This is a genomic window from Streptomyces sp. NPDC059832, from assembly GCF_042731715.1.
Taxonomy (GTDB): domain Bacteria; phylum Actinomycetota; class Actinomycetes; order Streptomycetales; family Streptomycetaceae; genus Streptomyces.
Genome location: NZ_JBHWIY010000002.1, coordinates 394,603 through 415,891 on the forward strand (window position 1 = coordinate 394,603; position 21,289 = coordinate 415,891).

Here is a 21,289-nt window from a genome sequence, read left to right on the forward strand (position 1 = left end):
TCGTCTTGGCTCGTCACATCTACAACTGCCCGCTGCGCTGGTCGGACATGGACGCCTTCGGCCATGTGAACAACGTGGTCTTCCTCCGCTACCTGGAGGAGGCACGCATCGACTTCATGTTCCGGCTGGCGCCGGGGGACGGTTCGCCGTCCTTCTCGGGCGGCTCCGTCGTGGCCCGGCACGAGATCGACTACGTGCGGCCGCTGGTCCACCGGCACGAGCCGGTGACCGTCGAGTCGTGGGTCACGAAGATCGGCGCGGCGTCGCTGACGATCGCGTACGAGATCAAGGACCCGGACCAGGTGTACGTACGGGCCTCGACCGTCGTCGTGCCGTACAACCTGGCCGAGGAGCGGCCCCGGCGGATCTCCGCCGAGGAGAAGCTCTACCTCCAGCAGTACCTGGCCGAGGAGCCGGCCGCAGCATGACGGTGCCCGTACGGTCGCTGGAGTTCGCCGACCCGAGGGAGGCCGCGGATCTCGCGGCCTTCCTCGGCCGGCTGCTCCACTACGACCGGGCCGCCGCGGTGCGGATGCAGGCGGGCGGCGGTGCGCTGGCCGTGTTCGGCAGGCCGCCGTCGTTCGAGGTCCTGGCGATCCGGGCGGCGCGGCTGGCCGTGCCGGACGACTTCGACATCACCGTGTCCGCCGGCGAACTCCTCGAATCCCTCGACGTCGAGGGCACGGCAGCCGGTCCGGGCACCCTGCCCGCACCCGTCACCGGGCCGCCGTGGACGGGTGTCCTCCCGCCCCGCGGGGGCTGGCACGAACTGCCGGGCCTGCCCGACCCGGTCTCCCTGCGCACAGCGGTCACCGCCGCGGTGGCGGAGTTCCGCTCCCGCGACGAGGCCCTGCCCGAGGACCGGCGCACCCGGGCCGAGCGGGACCTGATCGGCCGCGAGATCTGGTCGCGCACGGTCGCCGGTACCGAACTTCCGCTGCGGGCCGTGCACGCCGCCCAGTCCCTCGGCTTCCTCCGCCCGTCGCCGGACTTCCCGGTCGCCCTGCTCGCGGCAGGGGCCTGGCTGCGGCTGCGCACCCCGTTCGGCTCCATCGCCCTGCGCGGCCCGGACAGCGGGCTCGGCCCGCTCGCGGTGACGGTGGGCGCGGGCTGAGCGACCGGCCCGACGACAGGATCCGTCGGACAGACGGATGGACGGATGGACGGACGGACGGACAGACGGACAGACGGATGGACTGACAGGACCTAGCCGGTCAGGGCCCGGTCCACCAGCCGGAGCGCGGCCAGGTCCTGGGCGTCCTGTGCCGGATCGCCCATCCGCAGGGTGAACGTGGCGCTGGTCGCGGCCCGCGCACCGTCCGGTGTCACCCCGCTCTCGGAGACGATCCCCAGATGGGTTCCGCCGTGGAACCAGATCCCGCCGCTGCTCCCCGCCACCGGGCGCCAGGCGATGCCCAGTCCGTAACGGACTCCCGGCGCCGGACTCCAGTCCTCGGCCACGACCGTCTCCTTCATCGCGGCCAGCTGGGCCGGGCGCAGCAGCCGGCCGCTCATCAGGGCGCGCAGAAAGACACCGTGGTCGTGGGTGGTGCTGATGACGGAGCCGTCCGCCCCGCCGCCGGACGTCAGCGTCGTGTCGGTCGGCCTGGCGCAGCCGGGGAACCAGGTGTACGAGGTGGCCGTGGGGCGGGGGACGTACGGCGAGGTTCCCGGTGTGAACGTGTGGCGCAGGCCCAGGGGTTCGATGATCCGGTCGTGGATCTCCTGCGCCCAGGAGTTGCCGGTCACCTGCTCGATGACCAGGCCCGCCACCACGTAGTTGGTGTTGGAGTAGCCCCAGCGCCGTTCATGGGCGGGGAGTTCGGCGTCCGGCACCCACAGGGGCGGCCGGCTCAGAGCCGCCTTCAGCTGGTCCTCGGGGGCCGTGGTGCGGAACCGCGACCGGCGGTAGCCGTCCGGGGTGAACGCATCGGCCGAGTCCGGTGAGACGGCGAGATAGTCGTTCAGCCCGCTGGTCTGGCGCAGCAGATCGGCGATCGTGATCCTGCGGCCGTCGTTGCCGTTGCCCCGTACGGCGCCGGGCAGCCACCGCTCGACGGTGTCCGTGAGCGCGAGCCGCCCCTCACCCGCCAGTTGGAGGGCGAGCGTGGCCGTGAAGGTCTTGGTGTCGCTGCCGATCCGGTAGTAGGCGTCCCAGGGGACCGGGTGGTGCGGGGCCCGCAGGCCGGCGGATCCGGCACGGGCCGTCGTCCGGCCGTGGGCGCTCTGCACCTCGGCCAGTACGCCGGTGGCGCCGGTGGCCAGGATCGCGTCCGCATCGCTCTGGAGACGGCCGCGGAGGCCGGGGGAGCGGTGGGGTGCGGCGGCCGTCGCCGCGGGTCCGGACGCTCCGGTGAGCAGGGCGGCCGCCGTGGCCGCCAGGCCCGTACGTCTGCTGATCACCGGTCCTCCCCGGTGCGGGGGCAGGTCAGGTCGGCGCCGGGCAGTGTGCCGTCGCGCAGATAGTCGTCGACGGCTTCGTCGGCGCAGGGGACGGGGGTGAGGCCGTCGAGTCCGCGCCCGTACACCCCGTGCGAGCGGATGTCCGCCGTCACCAGCCGTGAACCGGTCAGCCGGTGGTGCAGAGCCAGTGCCCCTTCGTAGGGGACGTTGTTGTCGCGCCGGGCCTGGAGCATCAGCACGGGTACGTCGTTGCCGATCACCGTGGCGGGTTCACGGGATGTGCTCGTCCAGAACGCGCACGGGGCCATCATGCTGTTGACGAGCGGGCCGAAGACGGGCTGGGCGGCGCGGCTGCGCTCCATGTTCTTCCAGTACGTCGCCGGGTTCTTCGGCCAGCCACCGGCCGGCCAGCCGTTGTCGCCGCACATGAAGAGGGCCCCGCCCAGCATGCTGTCCGCCAGCTCGGGCGACGCGAGCAGTTCGAGCATGGCGGCGAGCTCCGGACCGGGCTCGACCGGCCTGCCCGCGGCGGCATCGGTCAGGTCGCGCACCGTACCGGCGAGCGCCGGGTCGTACTCCTCGTGCTGGATGAGCTGTCTCAGCACCAGCCGCAGCAACGGCGCGTCGAGCCGGATGCCGGAGACGGTGACCGGGCGCTGCTCGGCCCCGTCGAGCAGCTGCTGCACATTCGACCGCACTTGGGCGGGCGTCCTGCCGAGCCGGTAGGTGCCGTCGTGCCGTGCGGTCCATCCGGCCCAGGCGTCCAGTGCCTCTTCGAGCGGCCTGCCCGCCCGCTGGAAGAGTTCGTACTGGGTGGCCGTCGGGTCGGTCGAGGAGTCGATGACGATGCGGTCGGCGCGGCGGGGGAACATCTGGGTGTAGACGGCGCCCAGATCGGCACCGTACGAGACGCCGTAGTACGACAGTCTGCGCTCGCCCAGCGCCGCGCGGATCGCGTCCATGTCGCGGGCGACGTTCCTGGACGTGGCGTGCGGGAGGAGCCGGGCGTTGTCCCCGTGCTCCTCGCAGCGGCGTGCGGTGTCGCGGGCGGACCGTACCGACCGTTCGAAGTCCTCGCGGCGGGTCGTGGTCGGGCCGGGCGGGGGTGTCGGGGCGGCGGGGTCGCAGGTGATGGGGGTGGACTCGCCGAGGAAGCGGGGATCGAAGCCGATCAGGTCGTAGCGGTCCGCGACGTCCTTCAACGCGGGTCGCAGATAGAGGGTGTTGGCGAGCCCGGTGCCGCCCGGACCGCCCGGATTGGACAACAGGACGCCACGCCGCTTCCCGTGCTTCGCGCCGGCCTCGATGCGGGAGATCGCGATCTCGATCGTCGGGCCGCCGGGGTCGGCGTAGTCGAGGGGAACGGTCACCTTCGCGCACTGTGCGCCCGCCTCGTTCAGCTCCTGCTGCTGCGGCGAGCAGGGGCCCCAGACGAGCCGCTGGTGGGCGGGTGCGGCGGGGGTGGCGGGGGTGGCCGACGCGGGCACACCGCCCGCGAGTAAGCCGGTCAGGCCGAGACCGGCGGTGAGCAGTGGGGCGACGCGCATCGTGCTCCTCGGATCAGGTGGATGACTCCCGCACGACGCTAGGGGCGTACGCGGTGCGAGAACATCGGGCCACCCGGCCGAAGCGACCTGGGGCCAGCACCACCAACACCCGTCACGGGCGCGGCTGGTCGTCCGGCCAGACCCCGATGTGGTCGTGCTCCAGCTCCAGCATCACGCGGTGCTCCATGCCGAGCGCCTCCGTGTAGTCGGCGGGCAGTTGCAGCCGGCCCGCCCGGTCGAGCATCGCGTACTCCCGGGCCACCTGGGACTCCAGGCCCGTCGCGGCGTCGACCTCGGTGCGGCGCAGCACCTCGGAGGAGGTACGGCCGTCGCGGATGGCGACCGTGCGGCGGACCTCGTCGGCCACCGCCTGGTCGTGCGTGACGATCACGATCGTGGTGCCGAGCTCCTCGTTGGCGCGGCGGAACGCCGCGAAGACCTGCTCGCCGGTGGCCGAGTCGAGCTCGCCGGTCGGTTCGTCGGCGAGCAGCACCGACGGGTTGTTGGCGAGCGCGACCGCTATCGCCACCCGCTGCTGCTGGCCGCCGGAGAGCTGCTGCGGGCGCCGGTCGCGGCAGTCCGCGACCTCCAGGATCCGGAGCAGTTCTTCGGCGCGGGCGGCCCGTTCGGCACCCCGGACCCGGCCCCGGCCGCGCAGTTGCATCGGCAGGGTGACGTTCTGGATGGCGGTGAGGTACGGCAGCAGATTGCGGGCGGTCTGCTGCCAGACGAACCCGACGACGTCCCGCCGGTAGCGGAGCCGTTCCTTCGGCCCCATCGACAGCAGATCGCAGCCCGCCACCTTCGCCGAACCGGCCGTCGGCACATCGAGGCCCGCCAGGATGTTCATCAGGGTCGACTTGCCGCTGCCCGACGCGCCGACCAGGGCCATCAACTCGCCCTCGGTGACCAGGAGATCGAGGCCCTGGAGGGCCTGCACCTCCACCCCGTCCGCCGAGAAGATGCGGACCAGCCGGTCGCAGGCGATCAGCGCGTCGTGCCCGTACGAGGGCCGGTCGCGGCGCGTCGCGGCGCGCTGTTCGAGCTCGGCGAGCGTGGTGTCGGGCGACGTCATCGGGGGTCTCCTGACCTGAGTTCGGTGATCGGTCCGCGGCGGCCGGCCCACCGGGCCTGGACGGCGGCCACCGCGGCGGTGAGGACGACCACGCCGAGCGCCGGGAGCGTCAGCGACCACGGGTCGGCCCGCAGCGGAGCGGTGTCGAGTGCGGTGGAGCCGGGCCCGGCGGAGAGCGCCAGGCCCAGCAGATCGACACCCGGCGCCAGCAGGGCGATCGTCGCCCAGCCGACGAGCACCCCGCCGAAGGCCGCCAGCAGGGCCTGCGGCAGCGATTCGAGGCCGAGCAGCCGCCTGCCCTGCCGGGAGGTGAGGCCCATGGTCCGCAGCCGGGACAGCAGGGCCGTGCGTTCCGGGGCGGTCCGCAGCAGTGACAGCAGCACGGCGATCAGGGCGTAGCCCGCGCCGACCGTGATCGCCGCCGCGTAGATCGCCCAGGCACCCCGCTGCAGGGGGGTGTCGACGAACGCCGCGCGCTCCTCCGAGCGCAGCCGTACGGAGAAGCCCTCGCCCGCGTGCCGTGCCGCCGCCCGCAGCGCCTTCGCGTCCGGGGAGCCGCCGGTGACCAGCAGGGTGGTGGTCTGCTTGCGGGTCAGCGACGCGGCGTCGACGATCAGGAAGTCGCTGTCGGGGACGGCGGCGGTGCGCGGGACGACGCCGGCCACCCGCACCGTGAGGTCCCCGGCCGGCGTGGACAGCTCGCGCGGCCGGTCGCCGAGCTCCGCGGCGACGGACGGCGACGCGATCACGGGCAGCACCGCGTCCTTCGACGGGGCGGCCCCCTTCGCCGCCGCGCCGCCCGCGGCCCTCAACCGGTCGGCGGGGAACGGGCCGAGGCCCGTCGACCGGGCCAGCCGGGCGTACGCCGCCGGGTCGACCCCCAGCACGGTGGCGCTCTTCATGCGGCCGTTCCCGTCCTGGTCGGCGGGCAGCGGCACGCCGGACACGACCTGGACCGCCGCCACCTCCCGTACGCCGTGCGCCGCCCGGACCTCACGGATCAGCCGCTCCGGCAGCGGCACGGCGTCGAGCACGCCGCTGATCCGGGCGTCCGCGCCGACCGTGTGCAGGGCCGCCCGGTCCCGCGCGTCCGCGACGCCCGCGAGCACCGAGCCGCCGAACGCCGCCGTGGTCAGCGCGAGCAGCAGCGCCAGCAGCGGCAGCGCGCCGCCCGCCGATCCCCGCCCGGCGCGGGCCAGCGACAGGAAGCCGACCGCACCGCGCCGCCGGGCGACGGCGCGCGAGGCGAGACGCAGCGGCAGCGGAAGGAGCCGTACCAGGACCAGGGCGGCGATCAGCCCGACGAGTACGGGGGCGGCGCTGACCAGCAGGTCGCTGCCGCCGTCGCCGCCCGTGCCGCGTCGGCGCAGGCCGACGACCGCGCCGACGGCCAGCACCAGCAGGGTGAGTTCGGCGACCGTGCGCCGCCGGGACGGGCGGGCGTCCATCAGGTCGTCGCGGGCTCCGGGCAGTCGCGGTCTGCGGTGCGGCAGCACCGAACCCAGCGGCAGGGCGATGCAGACCAGCGCGGCGACGGCGGCCGGCCCGACGACGGAGGGCCACAGCCGGGCCCGGTCGAAGACCGCCACGGCGATCAGCAGACCCAGTGCCGCCGCCGGCACCGCGATCACCACCGTCTCGGCGAACAGCCGGCCGCCGATGCCGCGCAGCGATCCGCCGCGCGCACGCAGCAGCGCCAGTTCGGCGCGGCGCCGCCCGCCGATCAGCCCGGCGATCATCAGCAGCACGACGCCGGCGACGGCCCCGATGCCCACGGCGGCGACCGTGACGACCGGGTCGATCGCCGTACGCAGGGTGTCGTACCCGGTGAGGATCTTGTCCAGATCGGTGGTGAAGGTGGCGTTGTCGCCGGCCACCGCGCGCATCCTGACCAGCCCGGGACCGCCCTCCAGCGAGGCGAGCGACGAACGCAGCCCCGTTACGTCGGAGGCGGTGAGGCCGGAGGCGTCCGGTGCGAACCGCCAGAACATCTCCGGCTCGCCCGTCGTGGCGAGCAGCACGGGCGCGGCGTCCGGCGGCAGCAGGACGGCCGCGGTCCAGTAGTTGCGCGGGGGGTACAGATTCGGTTCGGGGACCAGGGCCGGGGTCCGGAGCAGTGGCTGGGCCGACCAGTAGGCCGTCCGGGGGTGCTTCGGGGCGACGATGCCGGTGATCCGGACGGTCAGCCGCTTCCCGTCCTGGGTCGGTACGGTGATGGCCGCGCCGGGCTTCGCACGCAGCGCCTTCGCCGTCTCCTCGGTGACCGCGCCCTCCACCTCGGGCGTGTTCTCGGTGACCTCGCCGCGGACGGCGGGCCATTTCCCGGCACGCAGGGTGGCGTGGCCCGGGAGGTCCGAGAGGGTGGAGTAGCTCAGCTGGGGGTCGACGAGGTCCGGCCGCGGCAGCCAGCGGTCCTGCGCGGCGATCGGCTTGCCGGTGCGGAACCCGTACGCGGAATCGGCGGTGCCGGGCAGCACCGCGGCGGGCAGCGCGGACCGCACCTTGTGATGGACGGACGCCAGCGCCGTCTCGCGCACGTCCGCCTCGCGCTGTTCCGGGGGGATCTGGAGTTCGGGCTGCGGATTGTTCAGCTCCAGCACACTGTGCCGGGGGTCCGCGGCGGCGATGTCGTGGCGCAGCCCCTCGTCCGCGTACTGCTCGACGGCGCGCGGGAAGGCGGCCGCGAGGCACGAGGTCAGCAGTACGAGCAGGCCCAGCGCCCAGGCCGTGCCGGGAGCGGTGCGCAGCCGGGTACGGACCCAGGGCGCACCGGCGGGGGCGCCGCCGTCTCGAACGGAACGCGGAGTCATGTCAGTTGTCCCCCTGGACACGCAGCGAGGCCGCGGGGTCGGCGCCGCGCAGAGCGAGGGACACGACGATCACCAGCGGCAGCGCGGCGACGCCTGCGAGCAGCGCCGCGATCTGCCCGGCCGGCAATTGCACCAGCACCCCGGGCACCGGCGCGGTGGCCTGTCCGGTCAGTACGACGAGCGGTACGACGGCGCGGTTCAGCACCGCCCCGAGCACGGTCCCGACCAGCAGCGCGATGGCGATCAGCACGCCCTGCTCGACGGCGATCATCCTGGTCAGCCGTCGGCGCGGGGTGCCCAGCGCCCGCAGCACGGCGAACTCGGCGGACCTCTCCCGCTGCGCGCCGACCGCGCTCACCGCGAAGCCGACCGCCGCCAGGGCCGCGGCGACCACCGCCACCGCGGGCAGCGCGGACTGCGGCCCGGCGCCCAGCGGATCGCCGACCAGCTCCCGCGCGATCTCGTCCCGCACCAGGACCTGGGCCGGCTCGGTGTCGGGCTGCGCGCGCAGCGCGGCGGCGGCTTTCGCGGCCTGTCCGGGAGCGGTGCTCAGCCACCACTCGTTGGCGGTGAGCACGGCGCCGGGGCGCTGCGCGAAGACCTGGCCGACGGCCCTGAAGTCGAGCAGCAGGGCCCCGCCGTCGCGGTCCTTGACGCGCCCGGGAGCGGAGTCGTCCGCGCCGGTGCCGGTGGTCGGCAGCCGGCGCACCACGTCCACGATCCTCACCCGGACCGTCTCGCCGGCCAGCGTGACATCGACACTCTGTCCCTTCTTCGCTCCGGCGGCCATCAGATACGCGTCGGTGACGACGGCCTTCGGCATCGGCGCCTCCGGGCGGGGCGCGGTGACCCGTACGGAGAAGGAGGGCGTGTAATCCCACATGTTCGGGGCGGAGCCGGTGTCGTACCCGAAGGCCAGCGGGCTCTTCGCGGAGGCCGTCGCGTCCACCGCTTCGCCGGGCCGCGCCTCGGCACCGGATCCGGTGGCGGTCAGCTCGGCGTGCCAGCCGAACCCCTCGGGGACCGGGACCGGCCGCTCGGTGCCGTCGGCCGTCACGGTCCGCAGGCCGCCGACGTCGAGCCGGTGCGATTCTCCCCGGCCGGTCGGCCGGTTGCCGTTCAGCTCGAAGCCGGTCACGGCGAGGTCACCCGCGGCCGCCACCGCGAAGGCGACCGGATGCGCCTTGCCGTCCACGGGCACGGTTCCGGCCGACACCCGGTAGGGCAGGCCGTAGCGGTCCTCCAGCAGCACGGCCAGGACCGGATCGTCACCCTTCCCCGCGTGCGCCCCGGCCGTCGTGATCCGTACGTCGAACCGGAGCCGCTCGCTGTTCTCCGGCAGCGCCAGCCCGGCCCGCGCGGTCCTCGGCGGGTCGAGCGGGTCGAACAGCCGCTCGGGCAGCCGGTCGCCGAGGTCGTCGCGGATCAGCATGCGTTCGGTGGCGTGCGCGGTGTCCAGGGCGAGGACCGCGGCGGTGCGGTCGCCCGAGAGTTCCGTGGTCGCGCGGAACGCGGGCGCGGCGTCCCGTACCCCCGGCAGCCGCGCGTACCGGCCCGACTTCGCCGGATCGTCGTCGGCACCGGTCAGCACGCGCACCGACGCACCGGCCCTGAAGTCCGCCTGGTCGCCCTGCGAACGGTCCCAGGACGCGCGCTGCCCGACGGCCAGCATGCCCATCGCCACCGCGAGGACCAGCAGCAGCACGGGCCCCGCATTGCGCAGCGGGCGCCGGCTGAACTGCCAGCCGGACAGCGCCGCGATCAGCCCCCGGCCGCCCGCCGCACCGCGCTCCGCGAGCCGGGCCGCGGGCGGCAGCAGCCGCAGCGTCAGTACGGTCCCCGCCAGCAGCAGCAGCGCGGGAGCCGCGACCAGCAGCGGATCGACGCCGAGCCGGCCCTGCCGGTCCCCGCTCAGCGCACCGCCGCCGACATCCGAGGCCCGGCGGTCGAGTTGCCAGTACGCCACCGCCGCGATCACCAGCAGGCCGAGGTCGGCACCGGCCCGCAGCGGCGCGGGCAGCGATGCGGCACGGCCGCCCCGACGCTCCCCGGCACCCGCCGCCAGCGCGGGCGCCACGACGGCCAGCGCGCAGGCGAACGCGGTGACCACGGCGACCAGCCAGACGGTGGCGGTGGTGCCGCCGTCGAGCCGCAGCCCGATCCGGGACAGCGCGCCGCGTCCCGCGAGCAGCCGGGTCAGCGGCCCGGCGAGCAGCGGGGCGACGAGCGCGGCGGGCAGCGCGAGCAGCAGCGCCTCGATCGCGGCGAGCGCCGTGATACGGCCGCGCGAGCCGCCCCGGGCCCGCAGCACACGGGTCTCCCCGTCGCGCTCGCTGCTCAGCAGCCGGGCCACCAGCAGCAGCGCGTAACCCGCGAGCAGCACCAGCTGGACGGCCACGATCATCAGCGTCGAGCGGGAGACCAGCAGCGCCCGGTCGATCTGCTCCAGCACCCGGGGGAGCGAAGTCCGCGCGGTGGCCCCGCTCTTGAACTCGGAGGCCGAGGTCACCGTCTTCGGCGCGGCCGTGGCGGCGTGGTGCAGCGAGTCGATGCGGTCCGTGGTGACCGTGCGGAAGTCGGCGGCGGCCAGCCAGGACATCGTCCCGGAACTGACCCGACCGGAACCGGTCGTGCCGGGGCCGGTGAGCAGCGGGCCGTAGGTCGTGAAGGCGAGTTTGCGGATGCCGCGCCCGCCCAGCTCGTCCAGCTGCCAGTACGGATCGGCCGGGTCGGACACCTCGTACACGCCCGTGACCAGGACGTGCAGCGGCTTGTCGGTCAGCCGGTCGGTGACGGTGATCCGCGCGCCGGGCTTCAGCTTCAGCGCCTCGGCGGCCGTCCGCGGCAGGGCGACCTGGACGGGATCGCCGGGCTTCCCGCCGCCCGACGCCGGCATGCGGCCCGCGGCGATCCGGACCCGGCTGCGGTCGAGCGAGGCGAAGTGGGTGAGATCGGGCTCGCCGCCCCGGGCCCGGGGGGCCCGCAGATCGCGCGGCAGCGCGTACGCCCCCGAGGTCTCCAGCGTCCGGACGGTCACCGGAAGGCCGTCGAAGGCCTCGCGGGCCGCTCTGCGGGCGATCACGTCGGCCGCGTCCCGCTGCGCGGGCGCCACCTGCGCGGACATCACGAGGGAGGCGGCGGCCGCCGAACGGTGGGTGAGGGCGTGGCGGAGCGCCGCGTCGCCGACGGAGCCGGAGAAGGCGGTGAGCGCGGCCAGCACCGATGTGGTCAACAGCACGGCGAGGACGGCCGCGGAGAGCAGGAGCCGATGGGCCCGCACCCGGAGAAAGACGAACCCCGTCACTCACGCCCCCCTGGGCCCTCAGCACACACACGCCCCCCGGCGTTGCATGGATGCTTTCAAGCCGCAGGGGTTCTTGGAAACCGCTTGCGTACGTACTTGATGCGATTGTGACCGTTTATCGGTGAGGGAGGACCGAATTCCGCGCCGGAGGCGGCGGTGAACGGGCGGGGGTTCAGCCCTGGGTGTTCACCATCGAGGCCGCGGCGTAGGTCAGGTAGTCCCACAACTGCCGCTCGTGCTCCGGCGCGAGCCCGAGCTCGTCGAGGGCCACCCGCATATGGCTCAGCCAGGCGTCGTGCGCCGCCCGGTCCACCCGGAACGGGACGTGCCGCATCCGCAGCCGGGGGTGTCCGCGCTGCTCGCCGTAGGTACGGGGCCCGCCCCAGTACTGGATCAGGAACAGCCTGAACCGCTCCTCGGCCGGGCCCAGATCCTCCTCCGGGTACATCGGCCGGAGCAGCGGGTCATCGGCGACCCCCTGGTAGAAGCGGTGCACCAGGCGCCGGAAGGTCTCCTCGCCGCCGACCTGCTCGTAGAAGGTCTGCTCCTGCAGCGTGTCGCGCGGAATCTCTGTCACCCGTCCATCGTCGCAGACGCACCGGCCGAGGACCCGGGTCCTAGGACTACCCGACAGTCCCCCGCCCGCCCGGCTTCCTGGCCCCCGGGCCCCCGGCGCAGGAAGGTGGAGGTATGGACGCGCACACCGACCGGTTCGCCGCGGCCGCCGCCGAGGAGCGGTGGGCGATGGTGCGGGGCATCGTGGCCGGCGGGGCGCTGGGCGATCCCGGCTGGCGGGCCGCCTTCGAGGAGGTGCCGCGGCATCTGTTCGTGCCCTACTACTTCGTGGCCGGCGGCTACGACCGCCTGTGGTGCGAGGACCCCGACCCGGACCGGCGGGCCCGGTGGCTGCGCGGGGCGTACGAGGACGGGCCGCTGGCCACCCGGATCCGGGACGGCGAACTGATCTCGTCGAGCAGCCAGCCGTCGCTGATGGCCCGGATGCTCGAAGAGCTGGACGTACGGGAGGGACACCGGGTCCTGGAGATCGGCGCGGGCAGCGGCTACAACGCGGCGCTGCTCGCCCACCGGCTCGGCGACGACGCCGTGACCACCGTCGACCTCGACCCGGAGATCACCGAGTCGGCCCGACGGCACCTGGCCGCGGCCGGGTACCACCCCGCGGTGATCACCGGGGACGGGACACGGGGCTGGCCCCGGCGCGGCCCGTACGACCGGATCATCGCGACCTGCACCCTGCCGTGCGTACCGCGGCCCTGGCTGGAGCAGTGCGTACCGGGCGCCCGGATACTGGCCCCGTTCGCCACCGGACTGATCGCGCTGCGGGTACGGGAAGGGGCGCACGGGAAGTACGCCGAGGGCCGGTTCCTGCACACGGCCGCCTACTTCGTACCGCTGCGCGGCACACCGGCGCAGACCGCACGGCGCCCGCACACCGGCTCGGTGCCGAGGCGGGTCAGCGAGAACGATCTCTTCCGGTTCATGCTGGCGCTGACCGAGGGCTCCCTCGATCCGCGCGAGGCCCACTCCCTCTGGCGGCGCGAGAAGCGCCCCGAGCGGGAGAGATTCGGCATCACGGTCACGGACGGGCGGCAGTGGGCCTGGCTGGACGACCCCGAGGGGCCGTACGCCTGGCCACTGCCCACCGTGTGAAGCGGATCAGCCCCGGCGGATCGTGATCGTCGTCCACGCCCCGACATGCACCCGGTCGCCGTCCTGGAGCGGGACGGGGACATAGGGCTGGATCGGGTCCTCGGCGCCGTTGAGCGTGGTGCCGTTGGTGGAGTTCTGGTCGACCACGGCCCAGCTGCCGTCGGGCTGCTGCACCAGCACCGCGTGCTGGTGCGAGACGCCCGGGTCCTCGGGCGGCACGGACAGATCGATGTCGGGGGACTCGCCGGTGCTCTGCCTGCGGCGACCGATGGTGATCTGGTTGCCGGACAGCGGAAGCTGCTGTTCCGGGGAGTACGCGGGCAGGTTCAGCCCGGTCGCCTCGGGACCGCTGCGCTGCATCATCGCCAGGAAGTACTCACGGTCCGGGGCGATGACCGCGGTCCAGCTCGCGGGCGGCTGGTTCCGGCCCTGCCCCGGGAACGGCGGCTGCTCGTGCTGCGGCGGTCCCGGCTGCTGCTGCGGGGCCTGGGTACGGGACGGCGGCGACAGCATCCAGTCGTCGTCGCCCTGCGGCCCCTGCGCCCCCTGCGGCCCTTGCGGTCCCTGCGGCGGGGCGGGCGGCTGCGGAGCCGGCGGACCGGGCTGCTCGAACACGGGCGGCGCCGACTGCTGCTGGAACGGCGCCGGCGGGGACTGCTGCTGGAACGGCGAGGGCGGCGCCGACTGCTGCTGGAAGGCGGGCGGAGGCGGCGGACCCTGCTGCTGGAACGGCGGCGGGGGCGACTGCGGGCCGGGGGCCGGGTGCGACTGCGGACCCGGACCGGGCGCCGGGGGACCCGGGCGGTTTCCCTGTTCGGAGGAGAGCGGCTCGGCCGGGCGGTTCATCTGCGAGGGCCGCGAGCCCTGGTACTCGAACGGATCGCGCTGCTGCGGCGGAGCCGGCGGCTGCTGTGCCTGGAAGCCGGGCGGCAGGTTGAGTCCGGGCGGCGGGCCGGGAACGCCGTGGGCCGGGGCCAGTGGCGTGTACGACGTCGCGGTGTTGGTGAGGAAGTTCCAGCGGCACTCCTCGCAGAACGGCGCCATCGCCTCGCGGGGCGTCCGGCACTGCGGGCAGAGCTCGGCCTGCTGGGTCGCGTCGGATCCCGGGCCCGGCGGGTAGCCGTATCCGGGAGCGGGCGGCGGAGGCGGGGGGACCGCGCCCGCAGGCGCGCCCGCGCCGGTCATGCGATGGCCGCAGACCTCGCACCAGTCATCGGAACCCGACTGGTGTCCGTTCGGGCAGGTCGGCATGTCGGCGCTTCCCCCTCTCCTGGGCCGGCCCCGGGGCCGGCGATTTTTCTTGCTCTTCGCCTCCCGGTGGATCGCTCCGGGCCGGGCGGCTCGACTGTGTGGCTCTGTGGTTACTCGCTGTACGGCTCTGTGTTCACTTCTTGACGCGAACGGTCTTGGTCGAGCGCGTTTCGAGCGTCATCTCGTCGGCGTCCGCGACCTTGGCCTTCAGTCGCACAGTACCGGTCGCCGCGTCCACGACGTCCACCACCTTCGAAAGCAGTTTCGCAGTGTCCTCGTTCCCGGACGCCGACGCCAGCTGCACCGCGCGGCCCAGTTTCGCGGTCGCGCCGTCGAAGTCTCCCGACTTGCGGGCATCGAGCCCCTGCTGGATGACTTGTGCCAGTTCCGCCTGGCCGGTGTAGTGCGCGACCTGCGGATTGATCGAGGTGGACGCCACCATGTCCTCGGTCCACACGGCCCGGACCAGGCCCTGCGAAAGCGTCTGCGGAGCCCCGCCCGCGGGGTCGGGGAGGACCAGCGAGACCCGGGACGCCAGCATCTCCTGCCCGATCCCGGCCTGCGGCACCTGCACGCACACGTGGTAGTCGCGGGACTCGTCGCCCCAGGAGCCCGTGGGGTAGTCCCCGGCGCGGGGGCCCGCCTCGGTGCGCCGGCCGGTCAGGTCGACGACCGTCGGTGCGACCTGTTTCACAAACTTGATCTCGACCCCGACGGGCGTCCAGAGCCGCAGCGCGACATCCGCGACCTCCTTGCCCATCGCGTTCTCCATCATCTGCGTGAAGTCGGTGGCCAGCCCCGAGGGGTCGGCGACGATGTCGGCCGTGCCGAGCAGCGCGGAGGCGATGGCTGTGACCTCTTTCACCTCCCAGTCGGTGCCGACACCGCGGGCGTCACAGGTGAAGCGGCCCGCGCAGGATTCGAGCGCGGCCCGCAGGTCCTCCGGCGCCTCGTGCTCGTTGCGGCCGTCGGTGAGCAGGATGCCGTGCCGGATGTTCACATCGGCCGCGCCGAGCAGCCGGTCGGCCAGCCGCAGCCAGGTGCCGATCGCCGTACCGCCACCGGCGCTGAGCGCGCGCAGGGCCCCCTTCGCCTGGGCCTTGGTCCGCGAGTCGGCGACGGCGAGCCTGCCGTTGCCGGGGTAGACCTCCCTGGCGACATGCGTACCGTCGACGACGGCGAACGAGGTGCCGTCGCGCAGGGTGTCGATGGCCGCGGCCGTCGCGTCGCGGGCATTGCGCATCTTCGTCGGCGGATAGTCCATCGAGCCCGAGCAGTCGACCATGATCACCACGGCGGCGCCCGGCGCCTGTCCGGGAACGCGCGGGGGCGGCACGGCCGCACCGGACAGCGGGACGCCGCCGGTGGTGCCGCCCCCGGTCGAGGTGACCGTGACGATCGCGTTGACCTCGCGACCGCCTTCCGGCAGGTACTCGTTCTGGTACACCTCGACGGAGAACTGCGGCACGTTCGACTTGGAGAAGTTGGCCATCTGGTCGGCTCCTTGGGACTCCAGGTGTCGGATGAAGACAGCTGTGAGCGAAGAAAAACGGGCGAAGGCGGCGGTGACGGGCTGAGCGGTCGGAACTGGAACCAAGCGTTACGGAACGGGACTCACGTGGTACCGCAGGCCGATCCTGCCCCTTGAGGCTCCACGGCGAACGGCAGCAGGGCCACTGTTACGTTGTCGTGGCCCCCACCGTCGAGCGCGTGACCCACCAGCACCTGGGCGCCGTGCAGCGGCCGTTGATGTGCGTCGGCCGGCACCGCCGCGGCCATCTCGGCCGCCGACTCCGCGTAGTTCCACAGGCCGTCCGTGCAGACGACCACGAGACCGGACCGGTCCGGTTTGAAGGACGCGGTGTGCGGTTCGAGCTCGTACGCGTCGGCGCCGAGCCATCCCGTGATGGCGTGGGCGCGCTCGTCCGCGTACGCCTCGGCCTCGTTCATCAGGCCCGCCGCCACCATCTGCGCGGCCCAGGAGTCGTCCTCGGTCAGCCGGGCGGGCGGGTTGGCGCGGTCGTCGGGCACCCAGTAGACGCGGCTGTCGCCGACCCAGCCGACGACCAGCAGGTCGCCCGCCATGATCGAGCCGACCAGGGTGCACGCCGGGGCGTTCTGGTGGCGGTGCCGGTCGTGCTCCATGGCCCGGCCGGGCTCCTGCGCCAGCGCGTTGACCGCCTCGGCGGCCACGAGGATCGCCTCGTGCATCGCCTGCTGCGGATGGGTGCCGCGCGGCAGCGACTCAAGAAGCGCCTCGTTGGCGGCGCTCGCGGCGGCCGCCGACGCCTCGTCGGGGCGGCTGGCCGAGGAGACGCCGTCGCAGACGATCGCGACGACGGCCGGCGAACCGTCGGGCAGGGCGGTGGTCGACACCGCGAACGAGTCCTCGTTGCGGTGATGGCGCAGCCCCCGGTCGCTGACGGCGGCCACCGAACCGAGCTCCTGCTCCATGTGGTCGCGCTCGCGCGGCTGGGCGTGACCGCAGTTCTCGCAGTAGCCGTCGACGTCGACACTGCCGGCCCGGCAGGCCACACACAGTCGGGTGCCGGCCGACGGCGTGGCCGCAACCGGTTCCGCGGCGGAGGTACGGGGGTCGGGCGCGGGCGCCGGGACATCGGCGGACGGCGTACCGGCGGACGGCGTACCGGCCGGCGCGGGCGCGGCCAGCTCGAAGTCGCCCGAGTCGCCCGGTCCGGCCGATTCGGTCGGCCCGTCCGATCCATCCGATTCAGCCGATCCGTCCGGTCCGTCCGGTCCAGCCAGTCCGTCCGATCCAGCCGGTCCGGCAGATTCGGCCCGCCGGTCGAAGCGGACCTCCGCAGCGCGGCCCGCCGCACCATTCTCCGCCGGTGCGGCCATGGCGATCGTCGGGTGGTCCTGCGGAGCGGGGGGCACGGCCGACAGGTCGTACCCGCACGCACCGCAGAACAGGTCCCCCGGCTCCAGCGGCTCCTCGCAGCCGGGGCACTTCGACAGGGCCGTCTCCTGAGGCTTCTGCGACATTTTCACACCCACGTCCGGGGGCGGAAACGGTTGGCCCGCTCCACCAGTTCGATCCTCTCATCGCCTGGCTCCGCAAGCCTGGCGAGCATCCGGTACGAACGCTCTAGCCCGAAGCGCAGGCCCCGCTCGTCCAGCTCACTGCCGAGCAGTGTTCCCGGCCCGGTCGTCCCGGCAGGCGCGGGCGACTGGGCCGGGGGCCGGGCCGTGGGGCTACCGGAGAGTACCCAGTCGAGCGCCGTACCCAGCACCTCGGTCGACAACTGCTCCCGGCGCACCGCGTCCAGCCCGAAACCGGCCAGCCCCGAGACCTGGGCCGAGGCGGCCATCAGATCGGCGATCAGCGGCTCGTCCGGGGCCCGCTCGCGCAGCCGGGCACGTACCGCGGCGACCCGTGCCGCGGTGTAGTGGATCGACGCCTCCGGCACCGACTCCAGCGCACCGACGGCCCCGGCCCGGTCCCCGGCCGCCATCTGCACGCGGGCCAGCCCGAAGGCGGCGCTGACGAAGCTCGGGTCGGTCGTCCACACCAGCCGGTAGTACTCGGCGGCGTTGTCCAGCTGGCCCAGGACCTCCGCGCAGATCCCCAGCGCCAGCTTGGGCGCCGGCTCGCCGGGGAACGCGTCGTACACCGCGTCGAAGGAGAGCGCCGCGTTCTCGTTGTCACCGGTCACCAGCGAGGTGATGCCGCGGTACCAGACGACCCGCCAGTCGTCCGGGTACTGGCCTTCCAGCGCCGTCAGGGTCTGGCCCGCGGCGCCCAGTTCGTTCATCTCCAGGCGGGCCCGCAGCTCACGCAGCCGGGTCTCCAGCGAGGCCGCCGGCACGGCGCCCAGCGCGGTGATCAGCTCGGACGGGGCGGTGGTCATCAGCCCGGCGAGGAATCCCGCGTTGGGGTCGCTCGCGTCGACCCGGGGCACGGGCAGCGCGAGCGAGGTGGACCGCGCGTCCAGCCCGACCAGCCGGGGGCCCGCCGGGAAGGGAGGTCCCGACGGCGCACCGGGGGTACCGGCCGGGACCCGGGGGGCCGGGATCGCGGCCTGCGTCTGCCCGTACGCGAGGACCTCGCCGCTCCGGCCCGGCGCGCCGCCGGCCCGGACGTGGGTGGGCGGCGCGGTCAGTGGACCGGCCCCCGGCGCGGTGTACCCGGGAGCGGGCAGCGCGCCCGACGCAGGCGCGGCGGCCGTCACCGGCGTCATGGCCGGGGCGGAGCCCCCCGCCGCGCCGCGCCGCCGCCCGGACCGGCCGGACGGAGCCGGAGCGGCTGCGCGGGCCCCCAGCCGTGACACATCGTCCGTCAGCTCGGGGAACAACTGCGTGTCCGTGACCCGTACTTCCGTGCCGAACAGCGTCGACAGCGCCGGGCGCGGCCGTCCCGTCTGCAGCGACACCACCTCGCGCAGCACACCCGTCAGCTGCTCCGCCATCTCCGCCGCCGAGGCGAACCGCCGCGCCGGATCCGGGTCGGTGGCCCGCACCAGCAGCCGGTAGAACGACTCGTAGGTCCGGAACACCTCGATGTTGTCCGGGTCCGGCAGCGAGTCGACGAAGACGTTGGTGTAGCCCTGGAAGTCGAAGGTGAGCACCGCGAGCGTCCGCGCGACCGTGTACAGATCGGAGGCGACCGACGGGCCGACCTCCGCGACCTCCGGCGCCTGATACCCCACCGTGCCGTAGATGGCCGACTCGTCGTCGTCCATCCTGCGGACGGCGCCCATGTCGATCAGCTTCAGCTGGTCCTCGGTCTGGATCGCGTTGTCGACCTTGAAGTCGCAGTACAGCAGGTTGCGGCTGTGCAGATGGCCGAGCGCCTCCAGCGCCTCGATGCCGTACGCGCAGGCCTGCTCGACCGGCAGCGGATCGCGCTTCCCGGTGGCGGTGCGGCGCTCGTTGGCGATGTCCTTGAGCGCCTTGCCGCCGACGTACTCCATCACGATGTAGCCGTCGAGCGAGCCGGTGCGCTGGTCGAGATGCTCGACGAAGTTGTAGATCCGGACGATGTTGGAGTGCTCGATCTCGGCGAGGAAGCGGCGCTCGGATATGGCGGCCGCCATGGCGTCCTGGTCACCGGTGTCGAGCAGGCCCTTGAGGACCACCCAGCGGTCGGAGACCGCGCGGTCGACCGCGAGATAGACCCAGCCGAGCCCGCCGTGCGCCAGACAGCCCGCGACCTCGTACTGGCCGTGCACGATGTCGCCCCCGTGGAGCTTGGGCACGAACGAGTAGGGGTGACCGCACTTGGTGCAGAACCCCTCCGTGCGGCCCACCCGTTCACCGCGGGACCGGCCGACCGGGGCCCCGCAGTCGGAACGCGAACAGAAACGCTTGCGCTCCGGCACCTCCGGGTTCTCCATCACCGCCGAGCGCGGGTCGGGACGCGGTACGTCCGGCACCTGCACCAGGCCCACACCCAGCCTGCCCCGGGCGGAGGCGCCCGAGGACGAACCGGAGGAACGCACCGAGACCGAGGGGGAGGTGGCGGAGCCGGACAGCGAACGCGAGAGCCGCCCCGACACCGAACGCCGGGAGGTCGACGAACGGGACGAGGCACGCGAGGACGCCCGGGACGAGGACCGCGAACTGCTGTTGCTGCCCCTACTGCCCCTGCTGCCCCGGCTGTTCGCGCCGCCGCCCGCGATCCCGGTCGGCGGCGAGCTCACCAGCCCATCCCCAAGTTCTCGGCTGTGCTCGAACAGGGGAGGCCCCACTGGCGACACGACCGGAGCCAGACCGCAGGTGTCGCAGTACAGCTCACCGCCGCCCATGTCCTCGTAACTGCCCTCGCACGCGGGGCGCTGGCACTGCGTACTCATGGTCGGTCCCCCTGATCGCCCCGCCGCCGCAGCGGCCCTTCCACCTTGCGCACACCTGTGATCATCGCCGGTCCTCCGGCCCCGGTGCCCGGCGCTGGGACAGCAGTTCGGCCGCCGCCTCCTGGTAGCGCAGCACCGCCTGTCCGGCGACCCGCAGATCGCACGGCGCGCTCCACAGCATCCGGCGCGCCGCGTCGTACCGCTCGATCAGCAGCGGGTCCTCGGCCAGACCGTGCCGGGCGACCTTCGCCTTGTACGCGTCGAGCCTGCCGCGCAGCTCCGCCCGTACCGCCAGCGGGGCCGTGACCGCGGTCAACGACTCGCGGGCCCGCAGCAATTCCTCCTCGGCCTCCCGCTCCAGCGTCTCCAGGAGCGGGGACAGCCGGTGCCACTGGGCATGCCTGCGGTACTCCGAAGCGGCGGCCAGCCGCTCCTGGAGCACGGTTGCCGGGCCGCTGACCGCGGGCACCTCGGAGGCCGCGATCTTCGCCAGCACCTCGCCGCGCGCCGACCGGGCCTCGGTCAGGGTGCGGTCCGCGCGGGAGAGCACGTCGCGCAGCTGGACCAGGCGCTGCTCGGCGTCCTGCCGGACCGCGAGCACCGCCTCGATCTCGCGGCGCACATCGTCCAGGGCGCGGGCCGCCCGGTCGTAGCGCGCCGTGTCGGGGCGGCCGCCGCCGGGCGCCGAACTGCCCGGTCCCGGCAGCCAGAACGCCAGCGGATCGGAGATCACCTGCACCCGGAGCGTGGCCAGTTCGTGGGTGATCGCCTCCAGGTCGTCGCCCGCCGGGTGCTCACCGGGCCGCACCCCCACGGAATGCGCCAGCGAACGGGTGCGGTGCAGTTCGGCGGCGAGCAGATCTATCCGGGCCGGCAGCGCGGACCATACGGAGTCGGAGGCGACGACCATGTCCAGCGAGCGGGCGTACAGCTCGTTCATCCGGGCGACCAGCTCCTCCAGCGTGAACCGCTCGGAGAGCCTGGCCGGACCGGCGATCGACGGATCGGGGCGCGCCGCGGCGTGTGCCACGGTGACGCCCTGGCCGCGCAGCAGCTCGGTGAGAGCCACCAGATCGTCCCGGTTGGGATAGCGGCGGCGGGCCCGCACCGCACGCGCCTGGGCGAGCGCCCCCGCGTAGGCGTCGAAATACCCCCACAGCAGCGTGATGGCCTGATCGGTCGAGGCCCAGCGTTCCTTGGTGACACCGGTCAGATCGGCGCCCTCCAGGAGCCGGCGGCCCGCGTGGTCCTGGAGGGCGAGGAGCGAGGTCTCGATCGCCTCGTGCTCCGCGCCGAGCCGGGCCAGCGCACGGTCCGCCTCGTCCCGGTCCATGACCGGGACGGGGGGCCCGGCCGCATGGCCGGGAAAGGGGCCCGCGACGCCCATCGATCACCTCTCCGCTCCTCCTGCC

General features: G+C 73.9%; 14 protein-coding genes. 3 read left to right on the plus strand and 11 right to left on the minus strand.

What is annotated here, in order from left to right:
- Nucleotides 1-5: 5 nt before the first annotated feature.
- Both ACFV8T_RS04185 and ACFV8T_RS04190 read left to right on the plus strand, forming a co-directional pair.
- On the plus strand, nucleotides 6-428 hold the full coding sequence (locus tag ACFV8T_RS04185) for an acyl-CoA thioesterase (RefSeq protein WP_385324306.1): 423 nt from the start codon (nucleotides 6-8) through the stop codon (nucleotides 426-428).
- The gene (locus ACFV8T_RS04190) at nucleotides 425-1,114 is read left to right on the plus strand and encodes a hypothetical protein (RefSeq protein WP_385324309.1); all 690 of its coding nucleotides are present in this window, start codon (nucleotides 425-427) and stop codon (nucleotides 1,112-1,114) included. The genes ACFV8T_RS04185 and ACFV8T_RS04190 overlap by 4 nt, the downstream gene beginning before the upstream one ends.
- Nucleotides 1,115-1,206: 92 nt before the next feature.
- On the opposite strand, the gene ACFV8T_RS04195 is transcribed toward ACFV8T_RS04190, so the two are convergent.
- From ACFV8T_RS04195 to ACFV8T_RS04220, 6 genes are all read right to left on the minus strand, one after another.
- The gene (locus tag ACFV8T_RS04195) at nucleotides 1,207-2,403 is read right to left on the minus strand and encodes a serine hydrolase domain-containing protein (RefSeq protein WP_385324312.1); all 1,197 of its coding nucleotides are present in this window, start codon (nucleotides 2,401-2,403) and stop codon (nucleotides 1,207-1,209) included.
- Nucleotides 2,400-3,950 carry an alpha/beta hydrolase gene (locus ACFV8T_RS04200; protein WP_385324315.1) on the minus strand — a complete coding sequence of 517 codons (1,551 nt, stop codon included), beginning with the start codon at nucleotides 3,948-3,950 and terminating at the stop codon, nucleotides 2,400-2,402. Before ACFV8T_RS04200 ends, ACFV8T_RS04195 begins: the two co-directional genes overlap by 4 nt.
- Nucleotides 3,951-4,062: 112 nt before the next feature.
- Nucleotides 4,063-5,025 (minus strand): ATP-binding cassette domain-containing protein, encoded by a 963-nt coding sequence (locus ACFV8T_RS04205; RefSeq protein ID WP_266419063.1) that lies wholly within the window; start codon nucleotides 5,023-5,025, stop codon nucleotides 4,063-4,065.
- Nucleotides 5,022-7,835 carry an FtsX-like permease family protein gene (locus tag ACFV8T_RS04210; protein WP_385324318.1) on the minus strand — a complete coding sequence of 938 codons (2,814 nt, stop codon included), beginning with the start codon at nucleotides 7,833-7,835 and terminating at the stop codon, nucleotides 5,022-5,024. Before ACFV8T_RS04210 ends, ACFV8T_RS04205 begins: the two co-directional genes overlap by 4 nt.
- A 1-nt stretch (nucleotide 7,836) precedes the next feature.
- Nucleotides 7,837-11,139 (minus strand): FtsX-like permease family protein, encoded by a 3,303-nt coding sequence (locus ACFV8T_RS04215; RefSeq protein WP_385324321.1) that lies wholly within the window; start codon nucleotides 11,137-11,139, stop codon nucleotides 7,837-7,839.
- A gap of 172 nt (nucleotides 11,140-11,311) precedes the next feature.
- Complete coding sequence (locus ACFV8T_RS04220; RefSeq protein WP_266419070.1) at nucleotides 11,312-11,716, minus strand: globin; 405 nt, start codon at nucleotides 11,714-11,716, stop codon at nucleotides 11,312-11,314.
- Nucleotides 11,717-11,829: 113 nt separating this feature from the next.
- On the opposite strand from ACFV8T_RS04220, the gene ACFV8T_RS04225 reads away from it, so the two are divergent.
- The gene (locus ACFV8T_RS04225; RefSeq protein ID WP_385324324.1) at nucleotides 11,830-12,810 is read left to right on the plus strand and encodes a methyltransferase domain-containing protein; all 981 of its coding nucleotides are present in this window, start codon (nucleotides 11,830-11,832) and stop codon (nucleotides 12,808-12,810) included.
- A gap of 6 nt (nucleotides 12,811-12,816) precedes the next feature.
- Here the strand turns inward: ACFV8T_RS04225 and ACFV8T_RS04230 are convergent, their stop codons facing one another.
- The 5 genes from ACFV8T_RS04230 to ACFV8T_RS04250 form a co-directional block, all read right to left on the minus strand.
- A complete protein-coding gene (locus ACFV8T_RS04230; protein WP_385324327.1) occupies nucleotides 12,817-14,061 on the minus strand; it encodes an FHA domain-containing protein in 1,245 nt (414 codons plus the stop codon).
- A gap of 133 nt (nucleotides 14,062-14,194) precedes the next feature.
- Nucleotides 14,195-15,553 carry a VWA domain-containing protein gene (locus tag ACFV8T_RS04235; RefSeq protein WP_385324330.1) on the minus strand — a complete coding sequence of 453 codons (1,359 nt, stop codon included), beginning with the start codon at nucleotides 15,551-15,553 and terminating at the stop codon, nucleotides 14,195-14,197.
- A gap of 122 nt (nucleotides 15,554-15,675) precedes the next feature.
- On the minus strand, nucleotides 15,676-17,067 hold the full coding sequence (locus ACFV8T_RS04240; RefSeq protein ID WP_385324333.1) for a protein phosphatase 2C domain-containing protein: 1,392 nt from the start codon (nucleotides 17,065-17,067) through the stop codon (nucleotides 15,676-15,678).
- A gap of 2 nt (nucleotides 17,068-17,069) precedes the next feature.
- Nucleotides 17,070-19,877: a tetratricopeptide repeat protein gene (locus ACFV8T_RS04245; RefSeq protein ID WP_385324335.1), complete on the minus strand. Its 2,808-nt coding sequence runs from the start codon at nucleotides 19,875-19,877 to the stop codon at nucleotides 17,070-17,072.
- A gap of 61 nt (nucleotides 19,878-19,938) precedes the next feature.
- A complete protein-coding gene (locus tag ACFV8T_RS04250) occupies nucleotides 19,939-21,264 on the minus strand; it encodes a hypothetical protein (RefSeq protein ID WP_385324338.1) in 1,326 nt (441 codons plus the stop codon).
- Nucleotides 21,265-21,289: the final 25 nt, after the last annotated feature.